Origin of the sequence: Streptomyces sp. NPDC005794, assembly GCF_042871445.1 — a bacterium.
In the GTDB taxonomy this organism is placed as follows: Bacteria; Actinomycetota; Actinomycetes; order Streptomycetales; family Streptomycetaceae; genus Streptomyces.
The window spans coordinates 426249-442914 of sequence record NZ_JBIAIN010000004.1 but is presented as its reverse complement, the minus strand read 5'-3'; the positions used below and the strand labels follow the sequence as shown (position 1 = coordinate 442914).

At 68.8% G+C, this 16666-nt stretch carries 20 protein-coding genes, 1 tRNA gene and 1 pseudogene; 8 read left to right on the top strand and 14 right to left on the bottom strand.

The genetic code is table 11. The features are described from left to right. Positions 1-268: 268 nt before the first annotated feature. The 6 genes from ACFYQ5_RS09010 (at position 269) to ACFYQ5_RS08985 (ending at position 8587) form a co-directional block, all read left to right on the top strand. The gene (locus tag ACFYQ5_RS09010) at positions 269-1591 is read left to right on the top strand and encodes an ABC transporter substrate-binding protein (RefSeq protein WP_389195188.1); all 1323 of its coding nucleotides are present in this window, start codon (positions 269-271) and stop codon (positions 1589-1591) included. 161 nt (positions 1592-1752) lie between these two features. Continuing rightward, a complete protein-coding gene (locus tag ACFYQ5_RS09005; RefSeq protein ID WP_389195185.1) occupies positions 1753-2751 on the top strand; it encodes a carbohydrate ABC transporter permease in 999 nt (332 codons plus the stop codon). Between the two features lie 15 nt (positions 2752-2766). Next, positions 2767-3690, top strand: a complete 924-nt coding sequence (locus ACFYQ5_RS09000) for a carbohydrate ABC transporter permease (RefSeq protein ID WP_389195182.1) — start codon at positions 2767-2769, stop codon at positions 3688-3690. A gap of 152 nt (positions 3691-3842) precedes the next feature. Further along, a complete protein-coding gene (locus ACFYQ5_RS08995; protein ID WP_389195179.1) occupies positions 3843-5300 on the top strand; it encodes a GH1 family beta-glucosidase in 1458 nt (485 codons plus the stop codon). A 234-nt stretch (positions 5301-5534) separates the two neighbouring features. Further along, entirely contained in the window at positions 5535-6581 is a 1047-nt protein-coding gene (locus tag ACFYQ5_RS08990) for a LacI family DNA-binding transcriptional regulator (RefSeq protein WP_389195176.1), read from the top strand. Between the two features lie 236 nt (positions 6582-6817). Beyond that, a complete protein-coding gene (locus tag ACFYQ5_RS08985) occupies positions 6818-8587 on the top strand; it encodes a TerD family protein (protein ID WP_389195171.1) in 1770 nt (589 codons plus the stop codon). A 79-nt stretch (positions 8588-8666) separates the two neighbouring features. On the opposite strand, the gene ACFYQ5_RS08980 is transcribed toward ACFYQ5_RS08985, so the two are convergent. From ACFYQ5_RS08980 to ACFYQ5_RS08925, 12 genes and pseudogenes are all read right to left on the bottom strand, one after another. Beyond that, positions 8667-9089, bottom strand: coding sequence for a hypothetical protein (locus ACFYQ5_RS08980; RefSeq protein WP_389195168.1), 423 nt, complete (start codon positions 9087-9089; stop codon positions 8667-8669). Positions 9090-9169: 80 nt separating this feature from the next. Then, positions 9170-9583 (bottom strand): gas vesicle protein K, encoded by a 414-nt coding sequence (locus ACFYQ5_RS08975; RefSeq protein ID WP_389195165.1) that lies wholly within the window; start codon positions 9581-9583, stop codon positions 9170-9172. 20 nt (positions 9584-9603) lie between these two features. After that, positions 9604-9798: a gas vesicle protein gene (locus ACFYQ5_RS08970; RefSeq protein WP_389195162.1), complete on the bottom strand. Its 195-nt coding sequence runs from the start codon at positions 9796-9798 to the stop codon at positions 9604-9606. Beyond that, positions 9795-10619 (bottom strand): GvpL/GvpF family gas vesicle protein, encoded by an 825-nt coding sequence (locus tag ACFYQ5_RS08965; RefSeq protein ID WP_389195159.1) that lies wholly within the window; start codon positions 10617-10619, stop codon positions 9795-9797. Before ACFYQ5_RS08965 ends, ACFYQ5_RS08970 begins: the two co-directional genes overlap by 4 nt. Further along, the gene (locus ACFYQ5_RS08960; protein WP_389195157.1) at positions 10616-11035 is read right to left on the bottom strand and encodes a gas vesicle protein; all 420 of its coding nucleotides are present in this window, start codon (positions 11033-11035) and stop codon (positions 10616-10618) included. The genes ACFYQ5_RS08965 and ACFYQ5_RS08960 overlap by 4 nt, the downstream gene beginning before the upstream one ends. Before the next feature lie 36 nt (positions 11036-11071). Beyond that, positions 11072-12184 (bottom strand): SRPBCC family protein, encoded by a 1113-nt coding sequence (locus ACFYQ5_RS08955; RefSeq protein WP_389195154.1) that lies wholly within the window; start codon positions 12182-12184, stop codon positions 11072-11074. Next, entirely contained in the window at positions 12184-12693 is a 510-nt protein-coding gene (locus tag ACFYQ5_RS08950) for a hypothetical protein (RefSeq protein ID WP_389195152.1), read from the bottom strand. The genes ACFYQ5_RS08955 and ACFYQ5_RS08950 overlap by 1 nt, the downstream gene beginning before the upstream one ends. 26 nt (positions 12694-12719) lie before the next feature. After that, positions 12720-12977 carry a gas vesicle protein GvpG gene (locus ACFYQ5_RS08945; protein WP_389195149.1) on the bottom strand — a complete coding sequence of 86 codons (258 nt, stop codon included), beginning with the start codon at positions 12975-12977 and terminating at the stop codon, positions 12720-12722. Positions 12978-13014: 37 nt separating this feature from the next. After that, positions 13015-13728 carry a GvpL/GvpF family gas vesicle protein gene (locus tag ACFYQ5_RS08940; RefSeq protein ID WP_389195146.1) on the bottom strand — a complete coding sequence of 238 codons (714 nt, stop codon included), beginning with the start codon at positions 13726-13728 and terminating at the stop codon, positions 13015-13017. 3 nt (positions 13729-13731) lie between these two features. Beyond that, on the bottom strand, positions 13732-14184 hold the full coding sequence (locus tag ACFYQ5_RS08935; protein WP_389195143.1) for a gas vesicle structural protein GvpA: 453 nt from the start codon (positions 14182-14184) through the stop codon (positions 13732-13734). 57 nt (positions 14185-14241) lie between these two features. Continuing rightward, complete coding sequence (locus ACFYQ5_RS08930) at positions 14242-14550, bottom strand: gas vesicle protein (RefSeq protein WP_389195140.1); 309 nt, start codon at positions 14548-14550, stop codon at positions 14242-14244. Positions 14551-14789: 239 nt separating this feature from the next. After that, positions 14790-14927, bottom strand: a pseudogene (locus ACFYQ5_RS08925) (methyltransferase); the annotation flags it as partial. On the opposite strand from ACFYQ5_RS08925, the gene ACFYQ5_RS08920 reads away from it, so the two are divergent. Both ACFYQ5_RS08920 and ACFYQ5_RS08915 read left to right on the top strand, forming a co-directional pair. Beyond that, a complete protein-coding gene (locus tag ACFYQ5_RS08920; protein ID WP_389195393.1) occupies positions 14893-15186 on the top strand; it encodes a hypothetical protein in 294 nt (97 codons plus the stop codon). The pseudogene ACFYQ5_RS08925 and the gene ACFYQ5_RS08920 overlap by 35 nt on opposite strands. A gap of 11 nt (positions 15187-15197) precedes the next feature. Next, positions 15198-15680, top strand: coding sequence for a hypothetical protein (locus tag ACFYQ5_RS08915; RefSeq protein ID WP_389195137.1), 483 nt, complete (start codon positions 15198-15200; stop codon positions 15678-15680). A 171-nt stretch (positions 15681-15851) separates the two neighbouring features. Here ACFYQ5_RS08915 and ACFYQ5_RS08910 read toward each other — a convergent pair. Together ACFYQ5_RS08910 and orn are read right to left on the bottom strand one after the other, a co-directional pair. Next, positions 15852-15924 (bottom strand) — tRNA-His (locus ACFYQ5_RS08910). 126 nt (positions 15925-16050) lie between these two features. Beyond that, entirely contained in the window at positions 16051-16656 is a 606-nt protein-coding gene (orn, locus tag ACFYQ5_RS08905; RefSeq protein WP_389195134.1) for an oligoribonuclease, read from the bottom strand. Between the last annotated feature and the right edge of the window lie 10 nt (positions 16657-16666).

Here is a 16666-nt window from a genome sequence, read left to right as displayed (position 1 = left end):
GTAAACGCAAGCCCTCGGTCGGACACGTTCCCGTGACTTGCAGGACACACTCGGGCAACGGAAGTGTCTTCAACTCTTGACACCCACCCCCCAGAGGCAGCAATCTTCCGGCATCAGCGCATGGGAGCGCTCCCATTTCGAACGAGGTTTTTCGCTCGTACGGGGACGGCACGGCCCATGCCCTCTCCGTACCACTGGCACCCGCACGCACCAGCGCGTATGCCGAGCAGATGAACGCCAGTCCCACCCTGGAACAAGGAGTAGTGGAATGCGCATCACCCGCACCGTTGCAGGTCGAAGCCGCAGAACAGCCGTCATGGCTACCACGGGCCTCACGGCCGCCGCCCTGCTGCTGACCGGCTGCGGCGATTCCGACTCGGATTCCGAGGGGGCCGACGCGAACGGGAACATCACCCTGACCGTGGCCGACTTCGGACAGTTCGGCTACAAGGAGGCCGGGCTCTTCGAGAAGTACCACGAGCTCCACCCGAACATCACGGTCAAGGCGAACACCGCGGCCGAAGAGCCGGTCTACTACACCAAGTTCCTCCAGCAGCTCAACACGGGCAGCGGCCTGGCCGACGTGCAGGGCATCGAGGTCGGCCGCGCCAAGGAGCTCGTCGACACCAAGGCGGACGCCTTCGCCGATCTTTCCAAGGTGATCGACACCGACCAGTGGGTGAACTGGAAGGCGCTGCAGGCGACCGCCGAGGACGGCAAGGTCATCGGCGCCGGCACCGACATCGGCCCGATGTCCATCTGCTACCGCCGTGACCTGTTCGAGAAGGCCGGACTGCCCACCGACCGCGAGGAAGTCGCCGCGAAGTTCGCCGGCGGCTGGGGGGACTACCTCAAGCTCGGTGAGGAGTACAAGAAGAAGGCGCCCAAGGGCACCTTCTTCATGGACTCCGCCAGCGCCATGTACAACGGAGTGGTCAGCTCCAACTCGGAGCAGTACTACGCCAAGAACGGCGACCCGATCTACAAGGAGAGCGCCGGCGTCAAGGCGGGCTGGAAGCTCGCCTCCGAGGCGGTCGACAAGAAGCTGACCCAGGGCCTGGCCCAGTTCCAGGACCCGTGGAAGGCCGCTCTCCGTCAGGGCACCATGGCCACCATCGCCTGTCCCGCGTGGATGGCCGCGCAGATCGCCGAGTACTCCGGTGACGAGTTCAAGGGCAAGTGGGACATCAGCCGTGCCCCGGGCGACACCGCGGCCAACTGGGGTGGCTCCTTCCTCTCCGTGCCCGCCAAGGGCAAGCACGTCAAGGAGGCGGGTGAGCTCGTCAAGTGGCTGACCGCGCCGGAGCAGCAGGCCGCCGTGTTCAAGGCCGCGGGCCTCTTCCCGTCGAACAAGGGTGCCTACAACCTCCCCGACGTGAAGACCGCCGAGCTGGAGTACTTCAACAACGCCCCGATCGGTGAGATCTACGCCGCATCGGCCAACGTCATCCCCGCCGCCGTTCTCGGCCCGAAGGACGGCAACATCAAGGACACCTTCTCCAAGCAGATCAACAACATGGAGCAGCGGGGCACCAAGCCGGACGCCGCCTGGGACGCCGCCATCGACGCCATCGACAAGGTGGTCGGCTGATCCTCCGCCGGTGCGGGCGGCGGGACGTCCACGCGTCCTGCCGCCCGCGCCGGTGCCGGTCCACCCGCCGGCACCGCGCACCTTCCGACACCCGCATCCGACCTGACACAGGTCCGGCCTGCCCCTGCGGTGTCGGCACACCCAGGGAAGGACTCCCACCCGTGGCAACCACCACCCCCACCCGGAGCGCGCGCGGCCCCCAGCGCGGCGGACGCGCTCCGAAGCCCATGACCCCCGGCCGCCAGGCGTGGCGCAGCCGGCTCTGGCGCTTCGACGACAAGGCGTCGCCGTACGCCTACATCGCCCCGTTCTTCCTCGTCTTCGCCGCCTTCGGGCTGTATCCGCTGATCTACACCGGCTGGATCGCCCTGCACAAGGTGGAGATGACCAACCTCGACCAGATGGAATGGGTCGGCTGGGAGAACTTCACCAGCATCCTCCAGGACTCCGAGTTCTGGACCTCCGTCACCAACACGTTCGTCATCGGTGTCATCTCGACGGTGCCGCAGCTGATGATGGCGCTGGGTCTCGCCCACCTGCTGAACTACAAACTGCGCGCCAGCACCTTCTGGCGCACGGTGATCCTCACCCCGTACGCCACCTCGGTGGCCTCCGCGGCCATCGTCTTCGCCCTGGTGTTCCGGGCGGACGGCGGCCTCCTGAACTGGGTCCTCGGCTTCTTCGGCGCCGGCGAGACGAACTGGGTCAACGGCCACTGGACGTCCAACATCGCCATCGCCGTCATCGTGATCTGGCGCTGGACGGGCTACAACACGCTGATCTACCTCGCCGCCATGCAGGCCGTCCCGTCCGATCTGTACGAGGCCGCCTCGCTCGACGGAGCGTCGCGCTGGCAGCAGTTCCGCAACGTGACGATCCCGGCGCTGCGACCGACGATCCTCTTCACGATCGTCATCTCGACCATCGGCTCGATGCAGCTGTTCGGGGAGCCCCTCCTGCTGGAAGGCGGCACCAACGGCGCGACGGGCGGCACCGAGAACCAGTACGAGACGCTCAGCATCTACCTCTACAACTACGGCTGGAACCTCGGACACCTCGGTAAGGCCGCCGCGGTCGCCTGGGCCATGCTCGTCCTGCTGCTGCTCATTGCCGCGATCAACTGGCTCATCGGGCGCTACGTGCGCAAGACCGCGGCCTGACGGGGAGCGATACACATGACCACCACCAGCCCCATGACCGCGCCGGACCACCGCCGCGTCTCCAAGGCCCCCGCCGGCGGCCAGAGCCCGCGCCGCCGCCGCTTCAAGCCCGGCGCAGGCCGCCAGCACCACGCGGGCCCCTTCGCCTACTTCGCCCTCGCCGTCGTCGGCCTCGGCTCACTGTTCCCCCTGTACTGGACGCTCGTGGCCGCGTCCCGCACCCAGGACGAGATCCTGGACACCACGCCGCCGCTCCTCCCGGGCGGCAACCTGCTCCACAACCTCGAGGCGGCCTGGGAACAGGCCAACCTCGGCAAGGCCATCCTCAACACGGTGATCGTGTCCTCCAGCATCACCCTGGCGACCCTGTTCTTCTGCACGCTGGCCGGATACGCCTTCGCCAAGATGCGCTTCAAGGGCCGCGGCGTGCTGATGACGATGGTCATCGCCACGCTGACGATCCCCCCGCAGCTCAGCGTCGTACCGCTGTTCATGATGATGTCGGACATCGGCTGGGGCGGTCAGCTGGAGTCGGTGATCTTCCCGACCCTGGTGAGTGCCTTCGGTGTGTTCTTCATGCGTCAGTACCTCATCGAGGCGCTGCCGTACGAGCTCATCGAGGCGGGCAGGATGGACGGGGCGAACAACCTGCGGATCGTGTGGAGCATCGTGCTTCCGGTCGCCCGTCCGGCGATGATGGTGCTCGGCATGCTCACCTTCGTCCAGGCCTGGAACGACTTCTTCTGGCCGTACCTCGCACTGAACCAGGAAACCCCCACGCTCCAGGTGGCACTCGGCCTGCTGAGCGCGTCCTACGTGCCCGACCAGAGCATCGTGATGGCGGGCGCGTTGATCAGTACCCTGCCGCTGCTCGTCGTCTTCGTGATCTTCGGCAAGCAGATCGTCGGGGGAATCATGTCCGGCGCCGTCAAGGGCTGACCCCGGCCGCTCCGGCCCGGTCCGAACCCGGTCCGCTGTTTCGCACCCGGTCCGGCCCGGCCGTACCGTACGACCTGTACCTGACCAGGCCGTACGGGGCCGGGCCCTCGCACTTCCCGTCCCTGTCCCTCCACCCATGGGAGCGCTCCCGCATGACTGCCGTACGACCCGACACCACCCCGAAGCAGGCACCCGAGGCACAGTTCCCCACGGGCTTCATCTGGGGTGCGGCAACCGCCTCCTACCAGGTCGAGGGCGCCGCAGCCGAGGACGGCCGCACGCCGTCCATCTGGGACACCTTCAGCCGTACGCCCGGCAAGGTCCGCAACGGCGACACCGGCGACATCGCCGCCGACCACTACCACCGCTACCGCGACGACGTCGCGCTCATGAAGCAGCTCGGGCTGAAGGCCTACCGCTTCTCCGTCTCCTGGTCCCGGGTCCAGCCCACCGGCCGCGGCCCGGCCGTCGAACGCGGCCTGGACTTCTACCGCAAGCTCGTCGACGAGCTGCTGGACGCGGGCATCATGCCGGTCGCCACCCTCTACCACTGGGACCTGCCGCAGGAGCTCGAGGACGCCGGCGGCTGGCCCGAGCGCGTGACCGCCGACAGGTTCGCCGACTACGCCGCGATCGTCTCCGGCGCCCTCGGTGACCGCGTCGGCATGTGGACCACCCTCAACGAGCCGTGGTGCTCGGCCTACCTCGGTTACGGCTCGGGCGTGCACGCCCCCGGCCGCACCGAGCCCGCAGCCGCCCTGCAGGCGGCCCACCACCTCAACCTCGCCCATGGCCGGGCGATCGAGGTTCTGCGCGCCCAACTCCCCGCTGCTGCGCAGACCTCGGTCACCCTCAACCTCCACCAGGTCCGCCCGCTCACCGGCAGCGAGGCCGACGCGGACGCCGCCCGCCGCATCGACGCGGTCGGCAACCGGATCTTCACCGGCCCGATGCTGCGCGGCGAGTACCCCGAGGACCTGATCACCGACACCTCGCACCTGGTGGACTGGTCGAAGCTGGTCAAGGACGGTGACCTCGCCACCATCTCCCGTCCCGTGGACGCCCTCGGCATCAACTACTACACGCCGACCCTGGTCTCCACGCCGGTGGAAGGCGCCAGCTACGCGCGCAGCGACGCCCACGGCGCCAGCCAGCACTCGCCCTGGCCCGGTTCCGAGCACGTCGCGTTCCACCTTCCCGAGGGGAAGGAGCGCACCGCGATGGACTGGGCGATCGACCCCGACGGGCTCTACGACCTGCTCATGGACGTCACCCGCGATCACCCCGGCCTCCCGCTGATGGTCACCGAGAACGGCGCCGCGTTCGACGACTACGTCTCGCCCGAGGGCAAGGTCCAGGACCCCGAGCGGGTCGCCTACCTGCACGGCCACCTCGACGCCGTGCAGCGGGCCGTCGCCGACGGCGCCGATGTCCGCGGTTACTTCCTCTGGTCGCTGATGGACAACTTCGAATGGGCGTACGGCTATTCGAAGCGCTTCGGCGCGGTGTACGTCGACTACGCCTCGCAGCGCCGCATCCCCAAGGCGAGCGCCCACTGGTACTCCGACGTGATCCGCCGCCACGCGCTGCCCCCGGTCGGCACCGTCTGATCGGCACCGTATGACCCCGACCTGCGTGAACAGCGGGACCCGGCACACCGCCGGGTCCCGCTGTTCCGTGCCCGCCTTACGTGTTCGTCATCCGGACCCCGTAGGCTTGGGAGCGCTCCCAAGGGTAGAGCGCTTCGAAGGACCGAGGGGTCCGGCCGGGCGTCAGGGGATCGGACGGTGGGACTTGGTTTGGCCAACCCGCTGTGAGAAATTGACCGCGAACGGGAGGCAGCCATGGCGGCAGCGCGAGTACGGAGTGGCGGGCGGCCCACGCTCGAAGAGGTAGCGGCCCGGGCCGGAGTGGGGCGGGGCACGGCCTCACGCGTCATCAACGGCTCGCCGCGGGTCAGCGTACAGACCCGGGAGGCCGTCGAAGCGGCCGTCGCCGAGCTCGGTTACGTCCCCAACCGCGCAGCCCGCGCACTCGCGGGCAACCGCACGGACGCCATCGCCCTCGTCGTCCCCGAGTCCGAGACCCGGTTCTTCGCCGAGCCGTACTTCTCCGACATCGTGCGCGGCGTCGGGGCCGCCCTCGCCGACACCGAGATGCAGCTGCTCCTGACCCTCGCGGGCAACGACCGCGAGCGCCGCCGGCTGGCCCAGTACCTCACCGCGCACCGGGTCGACGGGGTGCTCCTGGTATCCGTCCACGCCGACGACCCGCTGCCGGACCTCCTCGAACAGCTCGGCATGCCCTCCGTGATCAGCGGCCGCAGGCACGCGGCGGAGACGCTGCCCTCCGTCGACTCCGACAACTTCGAGGGCGCCCGCGCGGCCGTCGACCACTTCATCGCGAGGGGTCGCCGCTCCATCGCCACGATCACCGGCCGCCTGGACGTCTACGGCGCACAGCGCCGCCTGGACGGCTACCGCAAGGCCCTCGCCGACGCCGGCCTCGACCCGGACGAACGGCTCATCGCCCCGGCGGACTTCAGTGAGGAGGGCGGAGCCCGGGCGATGCGCGAACTGCTGGAGCGCCGCCCCGACGTGGACGCGGTCTTCGCGGCCTCCGACGTGATGGCGGCGGGAGCCCGCCAGGTCCTGCGCGAGTCGGGCCGCCGCATCCCGGACGACGTGGCCCTGATCGGCTTCGACGACTCCGCGGTGGCCCGCCACATGGACCCGCCCCTGACGAGCGTGCGCCAGCCGATCGAGGAGATGGGTCGCACGATGACCCGCGTCCTGCTCCAGGAGATCGCGAGCCGCTCGTCGGCAGAGACCGCGGAGGGCCGCCCGAGGATCGTGCTTCCCACGGAGCTGGTGGTGCGGGAGTCGTCCTGACCGGCGGAGGCACGGATGGGGGCGAGTGTCACGGGTTGTGGTCGCGTCCGTCCCGTGGGGCGAAGGCCGTGATTCGGGCAGCCGTACCGGCCGAGCGACGTTTCACAACTTCTCCATGAAGCATCCACTCGGCCGATAGGATTCGCGGCGTCCGGCGAATGTGTGACGCACCACACGACGTCACGCACACATCTGCCGCGCGTGCGCTCCGGTCGGCAGCACATCTGGGGGCACGCATGCAGAAGATGGTCAGAGGCGCGAACGTCGGGCTGGCTGCGCTCAGCGACGACGTCGGCTCCGTGACGATGAGTCTGGGGTGGAACAGCCCGTCGGGCGAGGGGGACGCGGACGTTTCCCTGTGGTTGCTCGACGGCGGCGGCAAAGTGCGCAGTGACGCCGACTTCTGTTTCCACAACAACCCCGTCGTCGGCAACGGCAGTGTCCAACTGCTTGGGAAAGCTCCCACGGTCGACGGCTACGAGGATCGCCTCGGCTTCGATCTCGACGCGGTACCGCCCGAGGTCGAGCGGATCGTGGTGGCCGCGAGTCGTTACGGAGGATCCCATTTCGGGGATCTCAACGACCTCTACCTGACGCTTACGGACAGCTCCGGGGACCGTCTGGTCCAGTTCTCCGTCGACGACGCGGGCGCCGTGCGCGCCTTCATCTTCGGAGAGCTCTACCGGCGCACCGGCGAGTGGAAGTTCCGTGCCGTCGGGCAGGGGTACGCGTCCGGGCTGGCCGGGCTGGCGACGGACTTCGGTGTCGACATCGATGACGACGCCTGGGCGGCGGTGCCCTCACCCCGGGCACCTGAGCCCGATTCCACGTCCCCGGCGAGCGAGGGGGAGGCGAGGAGCCAGGAGGATCCGACGGGGCAACCCGTGACCGAAGCTCCACTCGGCACCGCTGACGCCGAGGGCGACGACGAAGCCGACCGGAAGGCTGTCGAGCGTGAGCGGGCCGAACTGCGGGCGTTCATCAAGGGGTTGAGCCCGGACGACATCAAGTCGGGCGGCTGGTTCACCAAGCTGAGCGCCCAGGCCCTGAGCGCCTACACCGACAAGGTCGACTGGCAGTACTTCCAGGAGCGGTACGAGGGCGTACCCGCGGATGCCGTCGTCGCTCAGCGCATCAAGATGGCGGCACGGTACGCCGCGCTCGAAGGCGGGCTCTCCGCCGGGGCCTACTCGGCGGCCGTCATCGCCACCCTCGGGAGCCTCGGTGGAGCCTCGGCAGCGACCGTCCCGGCCGCCGTCGCGACCATGATGGTCGACGTCGCGTTCGTCACCCGGCTCCAGCTCCGCCTGGCCTACGACGTGGCGGTCCTCTACCGGGTCCCCCTCGATCTGTCCGACCCCGATGACATGTGGAAGCTCATTCGCGTGGCCTTCACGATCAAGAGCGGGGAGATGGTCAAGGAAGGCGTGACCAAGGCGGTCCCGGCCATCATCCGGCCGGTGATCAAGCGTTTCTACTCCGGAGGGGTACTGACCGCCGCGAAGGGGTTTCCCGTCGTAGGGAAGTACCTCCTCCAGCGAAACGTCATCAAGATCGGTATCCCCATGGTCGGCGTTCCCCTCGCGGTGGTGCTGAACCGCTACACGACGCTGCTCGCGGGGCGGCACGCGCAGGCCGTCTTCCGGAACGAGGCGCGGGTGATCGAAGTCGCCGAGGGGCTGAGCGGGCGCAGTCGGCACCCGCAGCTGCTGCTGTGGGTCGCGTGGCTCGTCATCATGGCGGACAAGAAGATCGCGGACGACGAGGCGTTGCTGATCCGCCACCTGGTGAGGCTGGTCCGGGATCAGCATCACGTGGTCGATGAACAGCTCGCCCACCTCGTCGACATCGACCCCGCCGAGGTGTGGCGACGTCTGGATGCCGAGCCGGGGGATCTGCGCGACATCGTCGACGCGGCGGAGCGGGTGGCCACCGTGGACGGTGACGTCAACGCGCCCGAGAAGGCCGTCATCGGCGAACTCCGAGACCGCTGCCGCCGGGTCTGACACCGTCGTCCTCGGACGAGCGAAAGGGCCGACAGTGCTCTGTCGGCCCTCCCGGGGGTTGGTGCGTGCCGTGGTCCGGTCAGATCCGGCCACCGGTGAGGCGGGTGATCGGACCGGTGTGGGTCCTGGCCGTCTGGCGGCCGAGGGCGAACGCGCCGCCCACGAGGCCGCCGAGGCCCGCTGCGGCGCCCACGGCGATGGCCTTGCGGTGCTTGACGACGGTCCACGCGGTGGTCGCCTTCGAGGTCACCTTGCCCGCCGTCTCCAGGACGGTCTGCCGACTCGTGTCCCAGCCGACGGCAGCGGCCCGCTTCGTCGCCAGGCCCGCCGACCGTACGCCGCTCTCCGCCGACTCGGCGGCGTCCTGCGCCGATGACTTGGCCTTCGAGGCTGCGACCGCCGAGCCGGACTTGGCCTGGTGTCCGGCCGCCGCAGTGGTCTGTCGCCCCTTGGCGGCGGCCGTCCGGGCACCCGTACCGGCCTTCGCCGCAGAACCGTTCATATTCTTCCTGGATTCTTCGCTCTCTGCAGTCATGGTGTTCGTGTTACCTCTCGATGCGGCTCGAAACGGACTGACGGAACTCAGCCGGAATCCCGGGGAAGCAGCGAACCCAGCGGGCCGAGGTCCAGGTTGAGGTCCTCCATGGTGAGGTCGTAGCGCTCGCAGAGCTCCGTCATCCGGTCCTGGAGGATCATCAGCGTCATCCCGACGCGCTCCTCCTGTTCCTCACGCAGATCCCCCACGTCGACCCGGTGCAGAGCGGTGCGCTCCATGAGCTGGCGCAGCAGCTCGACGATCGTCAGCACCAGCTTGATCAGATCGCGTTCCACGGTCTCCGGGTCGGTCTCCAGACGCTGGGCCAGGCCGTTGCGTGTGCCCGGCTCGTCGGGACCGGCGGGCACGAGGTCGAAGGCGTGGGCTGCGGCCTGGGCGACCTCCTGGAGGCTCGTCGTCGGCATGGGCGGGGCCACCGCTTCCCTGGGTTGCTCGGGCATGGGGAACTCCTCGCTCGTCTTCACCACGGCGCCGGTTCCTCCGACGTGATGGACCGGATCACGGCTCTCAGGTTGATGTGCACGAGGTCGACGTCGGCGACGGAGAGAACCAGGTCTCCCGTGAGCACCGCGCCGCCGTTCAGCAGCCGGTCCAACAGGTCGATGAGCGCCACCTGGCGCCCGGCCAGGGATTCGACGGAGTCGTCGTCGGTCATCGCGGATCACCGGCGTCCGCCGCGGGCGGAGAGGCGAAGGAGTACGGCGCCCAGGGGCCCGTGATCTCCACGCATACGCCCGGTACGCCGTCGGCGAGCCCGGTGAGCGCCGCGCGGAACGCGTCGGCCTGTGCGCCGTCGACCAGATAGGCGTCGTTGACGATGTTCTCGCCTGCGGCCTGAGCCAGTTCTCCCTGCTGCGGACGGTGCGTGACGTGCGCCCTGGCGATGCCGGCCACCCGGGCGGTCACCTCGGCGGCCACCGTGCCGGCTGCCCGGTAGGTCTGACGGTGGTTCCGCTGCTGGGCGCGGCGCCGTTGCAGGTAGGCCCGCCCCGGGCTCTCCGCCGTGTCCGCTTCCGGCCCCCGGCCGCCCACCGTGACGGCCTCGCGCGGGTCGGCGTAGACCTTGACGCCGAGCTCGACGTGACCTTCGAGGCGGGCGAGCAGAGCGGCGAACTCCGGCTCGCGCGCACCGAGCATCCCGCGTACGCGCTCGTCGTCGAGGTAGACCGTCGCCAGACGCAGGGGCAGCACGGTCGTGTGCTCGTACGCCGCCTCGACGACCGCGTGGTGGGTGCGGGCCAGGACCTCCAGCCGGGCGAGGTCCTCCATCTGGGCCTGCACCCCCTCGGCTCCGTACAGGGCGGAGGGGACGGACGAGACCAGGGCCGCGAGGCCCCCGGCGCGGACCGTCCGCAGAGGGTTCCCCTCCAGGCCCTGCTGCCCCATGAGCGCCGTCTCGAGGGGGGGTCCGGCGCGGCTGACGGCGTAGACGTACGCCATGGCCGGGTCCGTCGCCGTGGTCGTTTCCGCAGTCACTTCGGCTCCTCACCTTCCGCGTGCGCGGTCTGCCCGGCCGGAAGCCCCGCAGCGGCGCGCAGCTCGGCTATCTCGGCGCGCAGCCGCGCGTTCTCCGCTTCGACCTGGTCCGCCGCCGGGGCGGCGCGCACCTCCGGCCTCTGCTCGGCGGGACGGGCCCGGGACGACAGCGAGGGATCGTGCTCCCACCAGTCGATGCCCATCTCCTTGGCCTTGTCGACCGAGGCGACCAGCAACCGCAGCTTGATCGTCAGGAGTTCGATGTCGAGCAGATTGATCTGGATGTCACCCGCGATGACGACACCCTTGTCCAGGACGCGTTCGAGGATGTCGGCCAGATTCGCCGAGGACTGCTGCCGGCCGTACGGAGACGCGGCCGAAGAGGCCCCCATGCGGCCGGCCAGTGAGTCGGTCACGTCGGATCAGTCCCCTCGTGCTGTGGGCGGAGCACGTCAGCGGCGTGCGGAGGCGGTACGGCGCCGGGCGCGCGGGGCCGGCTCCTCGGTCTCGTCGTCAAGGGGCTCTTCCTCCGCTTCCTCTTCCTCGTAGTCGTCCTCGGGTACTTCGTCCTCGTCCTCGCCCGCTTCCTCCTCGTCCTCGCCCTCGCCCTCGTCCTCCGGCGGGAGTCCCTCGTCCTCGTCGGCGTACTCCGCGTCCTCGTCCTCGGCGTGCTCGGCCTCCGCCTCGGCGTCGCCGGGCTCGGTCTCCTCCGCCTCGGAGCGGTTCTCCTCCTCGACGGCCTCGTCGTGCTCCAGCACGACCTCTCCGTCACGGATCTCACCGCGCCAGCCGTCGGTCGCCTCGCCGCGCATCATGAGGAACTTGCGGTACAGCTTCAGATCGAGGCGGGCCCTGCGGCCCTGGGCGCGCCAGATGTTGCCGGTCTTCTCGAACAGCCCCTTGGGGAAGTACTCGAGGACGAGCAGGACCCGGGTCAGGTCATTGGTGAGGGCATGGAACGTCACCACCCCCTTGACCGTCCCCTTGGCGCCTTCGGTCGTCCAGGTGATCCGCTCGTCCGGCACCTGTTCGGTGACGTTGGCCTTCCAACTACGCGTGGACTTGGCGACCTTCACCTTCCAGTTGCTGCTGGTGTCGTCGGCCTTCTCGACACTCACGACGCCCTTGGCGAAGGTGCTGAACTCCTGGAACTGCGTCCACTGGTCGTAGGCCTCGCGCACGGGCACACCGACGTCGATGTCCTCGGAGATCGTGACGCTCTTCGACTTGCCGCCGCCGCCCTTGCGCCCCTTGCCGAACAATCCCTTGACCTTGTCCTTGATCGCGTCCTTCACATGGGAGGCACCCGCGCTGACCGCCGCCTGGGCAGGGGACTTGCCCTCTCCGAGAGCCTTGCCGCCCTTGGCGAGGCTCTTCACCGCGCCGCCGGGGGAGGCCTTGCCGTCCGCGAGTCTGCCGACGCCCGCGCCGAGCTTGTGGCCGAAGTCGGTGACCGCGTGCTGGGCCCGGGCCCGGAGATAGTTCTGCAGCTCCTCCTTGAGGCGGTCGGTGGCGGGGTTCTTCACCACGTCGTCCTTGAGCTTGCTGAAAGCCGTGTCGGTCATCAGCTGGCACCCCGTCCCTTGCGCGCGCCCGACGAAGCCGTCCTGCGTGCTCCGGAGGTGGCCTTGCGGGCGGCCGGAGCAGCCTTCTTCCTGGCGCCGCCTGCGGGCCTGGACGCCTTCTTGGCGCCGGCGGCGCGGCGCTCGGCCGGCTTCTCGTCGGCGTCCTCGTGCGCCGTGTCCTCGTCCTGCGGTTCCTCCGCCCGTCCGCCGGACGGATCGTCGAGTTCGAGGGTGCGCTTGCGCAGGGAGTCGGCGAGGCCGGTCGCGCGGTCCGTGAGGGCGTTGGTGGCGGCCGTCTTCGTGGCGCCCACCAACTCGTTGCGGACCTGGTCGTTGAGCGTGCCGAGGATCGGCGAATCGGTCAGCATCCTGCCGAGCTGCTTCGGGTCCAGGCTCAGCTTCTTGCCGGCCAGGAACATGCCGAAGCCGATTGCCAGCTTGGCCTTCTTCGTACGTCCCAGCAGGTAGCCACCCACCAGGGCCACGCCTATCTTTGCATTGCCCGTCATCTGTCGAACACCTCAATCTCCCGAGATCAGGAGTTGTCGTTCAGACGTCTCCGGTAGTTCTCACATTCGGTGAGCCGGTCCAGCAGTTCGTCTTCACGCCGGTCGAATTCTTCCTCGTCGATGCTGCCGCTCAGCAGTTCACGTTCCAGCTCGGCCAGTTGGGTACGGACGGGTCCCGGGTCGTCATGCTCGCGTTCGGCCGCCAGCACCACTTGATCGAGAACCCACACCGTCCCGCGCACCGGAGCCAGCGGAAGGGTGAGCAGCTGTGAAATCAGGCCCATGTCCCGCGGTACCTCCCCTCCGTGAGAGGGCTGTACGTCAGACGAAGCTGTAGGGCGGAAGCGGTCCGTTGAGGGAGAACGCGTAGTCGTCGCCCCGGCGCTCCGCTTCCTCGTGGACCGCCTGCGAGAATGCGGAGGCCTTGTCCCGTGGAACGAGGTAGGACACGTTCAGGAAGTGGGTCTTCGTGGGCTCTCCTTCGGAAGTCCGCTCCGCGGCGGACGCGAGTGCGCTCGCCACCTCCCTTCCCACTGCTTCCTGTCGTGCCTGGACCTCATGCGAAACGAGCTCGCCGAGAGCCATCTTCTGGTCCTGTGCGCCCGGATTCTGCCGTGTGTACGCGCTGAGCTGCCTGGCCTCGGGCGACCCCATGAGGATTTCCCGCAGCAGGCTCTCCTCGTCGCGCGCAACCTTCACGTTGTATTCGAGGCGTCCGTCCAGTTCGGAAAGGCGGGCCGTGTAGCTGTCCTTTCCCTGGTCGAGCGCGGCACGGACCTGTTCGTCGTCGGGCCCCACGAGCCCGAACCGCATCGGCAGTGCCGCGCCGTCGGCCATCAGCCGCTCCAGCACGCTCTGGTGCGCGACGAGGTCACGTCGCTTCGCCCGCAGCCCGTCCGGCGCGTCGCTGACGACCGCGCCGAGGGTGTCCGTCGTGACGGTACGCAGGTCCGAGGCCGGTTCCCCGACACCGGACAGGCCGTCGAGCCGCAGGGGGTGGTCGGCCGCGGTGATGGCGTAGATGTAGGTCGGCATGCCTTACTCCTCCCGCCGCTGGGCCGTCCGGCGGCTGGTGCTCGAAGCGGAGCTCTTGCGCGCCGGCCGCTTCTCCTTCTCCTGGTCCTCGGAGTCGTCACGGCCGCCCTGGAGGGAGTCGGTGAAGGCTTCGACCGCGCCGGTCAGCGCACCTTTCGACTTTCCCTTGGCGCCGCTCTCCATCGTGTCGCCGACTATGTCGGTCAGCTGGGTGGGTGCCTTACGGCCCGATTCCAGGTCCAGCCGGTTGCACGCTTCGGCGAAGCGCAGATACGTGTCCACACTGGCCACGACGACACGGACATCGATCTTGAGGATCTCGATCCCGACGAGCGAGACACGGACGAAGGCATCGATGACGAGCCCCCTGTCGAGAATGAGCTCAAGGACGTCGTAGAGATTTCCGGATCCGCCCCCGGTGTTGCTGGTGGCATTGCTCTGTTGCACGAGACTCATGGTCGGTCTTCCTTCCAATGAGTTGTTCTCTGCGATCACGGCTGCTCGCCGGTCGGATCAGCGGTCGACCTGTCCGCGCGAGTAGCGTCGAATTCGTTCGTACCCCACGATTTGACCCTGGCCGTCGAGGTTCACGCGATAGGAGGCCATGACACTCATGGTGTCGGGGATCTTCTCGATCTCGACGACTTCCACATGGGCCTTCCAGCCGTCTTCCGTCGCATTCAGTGAAGACACCGAATCGGGTGAGCGCTGGAGGAGTTGGGCAAGCTGCTCGGCTGCGTTCCGCATCGCCGTGGAGACATCGACCCGGCCGCTGCTTCCGCTGCTGCCGGAATTGCTCTTGGTGTTCTCGCTCGTCGCCATCTGTTTCACCTGCCGCGCGTCATGGTGGCTTCCTGTCAGTTCGTCCGGTCCAGTTGTTCGTGCGGGGATGCAGTTCGCGTGCCCATGAGACCCGGACGTATGCATGAGCCCTTCTCACACCTTCCACACAGCTGCGGTTCGTCCGCTCGCGGACGCACGAAGTGGCCCTGCCACGTCGGGAGCGCGGCAGGGCTCGATGAGGCTGTTGGACCTTTGCGGAGGACCGGTTCGTAGCGGAGCTACCGACGGGCCGGCGCGATGACGGTGTGCGGGTCGCGGAGCCAGACCTGTTGCCCGCCGGCGGTCACGGTCAGTCCGAACTGTTCGGGGTCGGGCCGGCCGATGTCTTCGTACTCCCGCCAGGCCTGCTCGATCTCCGCCCTGGAGCGCCGCGGTGCCGAGGCCGGACGTTCCCACGCCCTTGACCGCATCGGCCTGGCGGAATGCCAGTTCCTCGCCGGTGACATCCGAGCGGCTGCCGCCGAAACAACCCTGGCAGTCGATGCCGCGCGGGGCACGCAGTCGGGGCGTGTTCGTGCGCAGCTCGGGCAGTTGTACCCGTACACCGTGGGACATGGTGCGTCGCGTCCCGTGCGCGAGGCGCGCGATAGTATCCGCGACCTGCTGTCGAGTTGAGGAACGGGCGCATGACGACACTTGCCGTGACCGGGCACATGGACCTGGCCGAAGACAGCGTGCCCTTGGTGCGGGCGGCGCTGCGCGAGTTGCTCGCCGAGTACAGCGACGACCTGACCGGGGTGTCGTGCATCGCCGCCGGGGCTGACAGCCTCTTCGCGGAAGAGGTCACCGCCATCGGAGGCCGCCTGGTAGCGGTGATCCCATCCCAGGATTACCGCGCCGCGAAGGTGGAGCCGGCCCATGCTGCCGTCTTCGACCACCTGGTGGAGGCGGCCGAGGATGTCATTACTCTGCCGCATGCGACTGCGAACCGGTCGGCTTACGAGGCGGCCAACGCTGAGCTGTCGCGTCGCGCCGATCGTCTTGTCGCGGTGTGGGACGGCACACCTGCATCGGGCAAGGGCGGCACGGCAGACACCGTGGAGCAGGCTCGGCAGGCGGGACTGGAAGTGGATGTGGTCTGGCCGTCCGGAGCGGCTCGACGCGGGTGACCCTGGACTGGACGCACGAATCGCCCCTGCCCCGCCGCAAGGGCCGGACAGGGGGCGATGTGGTCCACGGGGCCGCCGGAGCCGGGCGGCCCTGTGTTCCCCCGCGTTCCCGAAGTTTCGGGCACGACGAAGGCCCGACCTGCTCTCACAGGTCGGGCCTTGATCATTCAGGGTGAGTAACGGGACTTGAACCCGCGACATCCTGGACCACAACCAGGTGCTCTGCCAGCTGAGCTATACCCACCATGTCGCCCGGTCGCTTTACTGACCGGCCGAGAAAAAGTGTACAGGGTCCGAGTGGGTGCTCGCGCACGAGTTCTTCCGGGCCCGTCCACGGGCCCCGGAGGGCCCGTGACCAGGGGCTGTGCGGTTACGCTCCGGCGGCCGGTGCGTGGCGCGCGGCGATCTCCTTGGCGCGGGCCGAGTCCGGGCCGGGCTGCGGCACGAAGACCGCGTCCCGGTAGTAACGCAGCTCCGTGATGGAGTCGCGGATGTCGGCCAGTGCCCGGTGGTTGCCGTTCTTGTCCGGACTGTTGAAGTACGCCCTCGGGTACCAGCGGCGCGCCAGCTCCTTGACCGAGGAGACATCGACGATCCGGTAGTGGAGGTAGCCCTCCAGCGACGGCATGTCGCGCGCCAGGAAGCCGCGGTCGGTGCCGACCGAGTTTCCGCACAGCGGAGCCTTGCCCGGCTCCTTCACGTGCTCGCGGATGTACGCCAGGACCCGCTCCTCGGCGTCGGCCAGGGTCGTGCCCCCGGCCAGTTCGTCGAGGAGGCCCGAGGCGGTGTGCATCTGCCGCACCACCTCGGGCATGGTCTCCAGGGCCGCGTCCGGCGGGCGGATCACGATGTCCACCCCTTCGCCGAGCACGTTCAGTTCCGAGTCGGTGACCAGCGCGGCCACCTCGATGAGCGCGTCGTCCGTCAGCGAGAGCCCGGTCATCTCGCAGTCGATCCACACCATACGGTCGTTCATGGGCCCCACC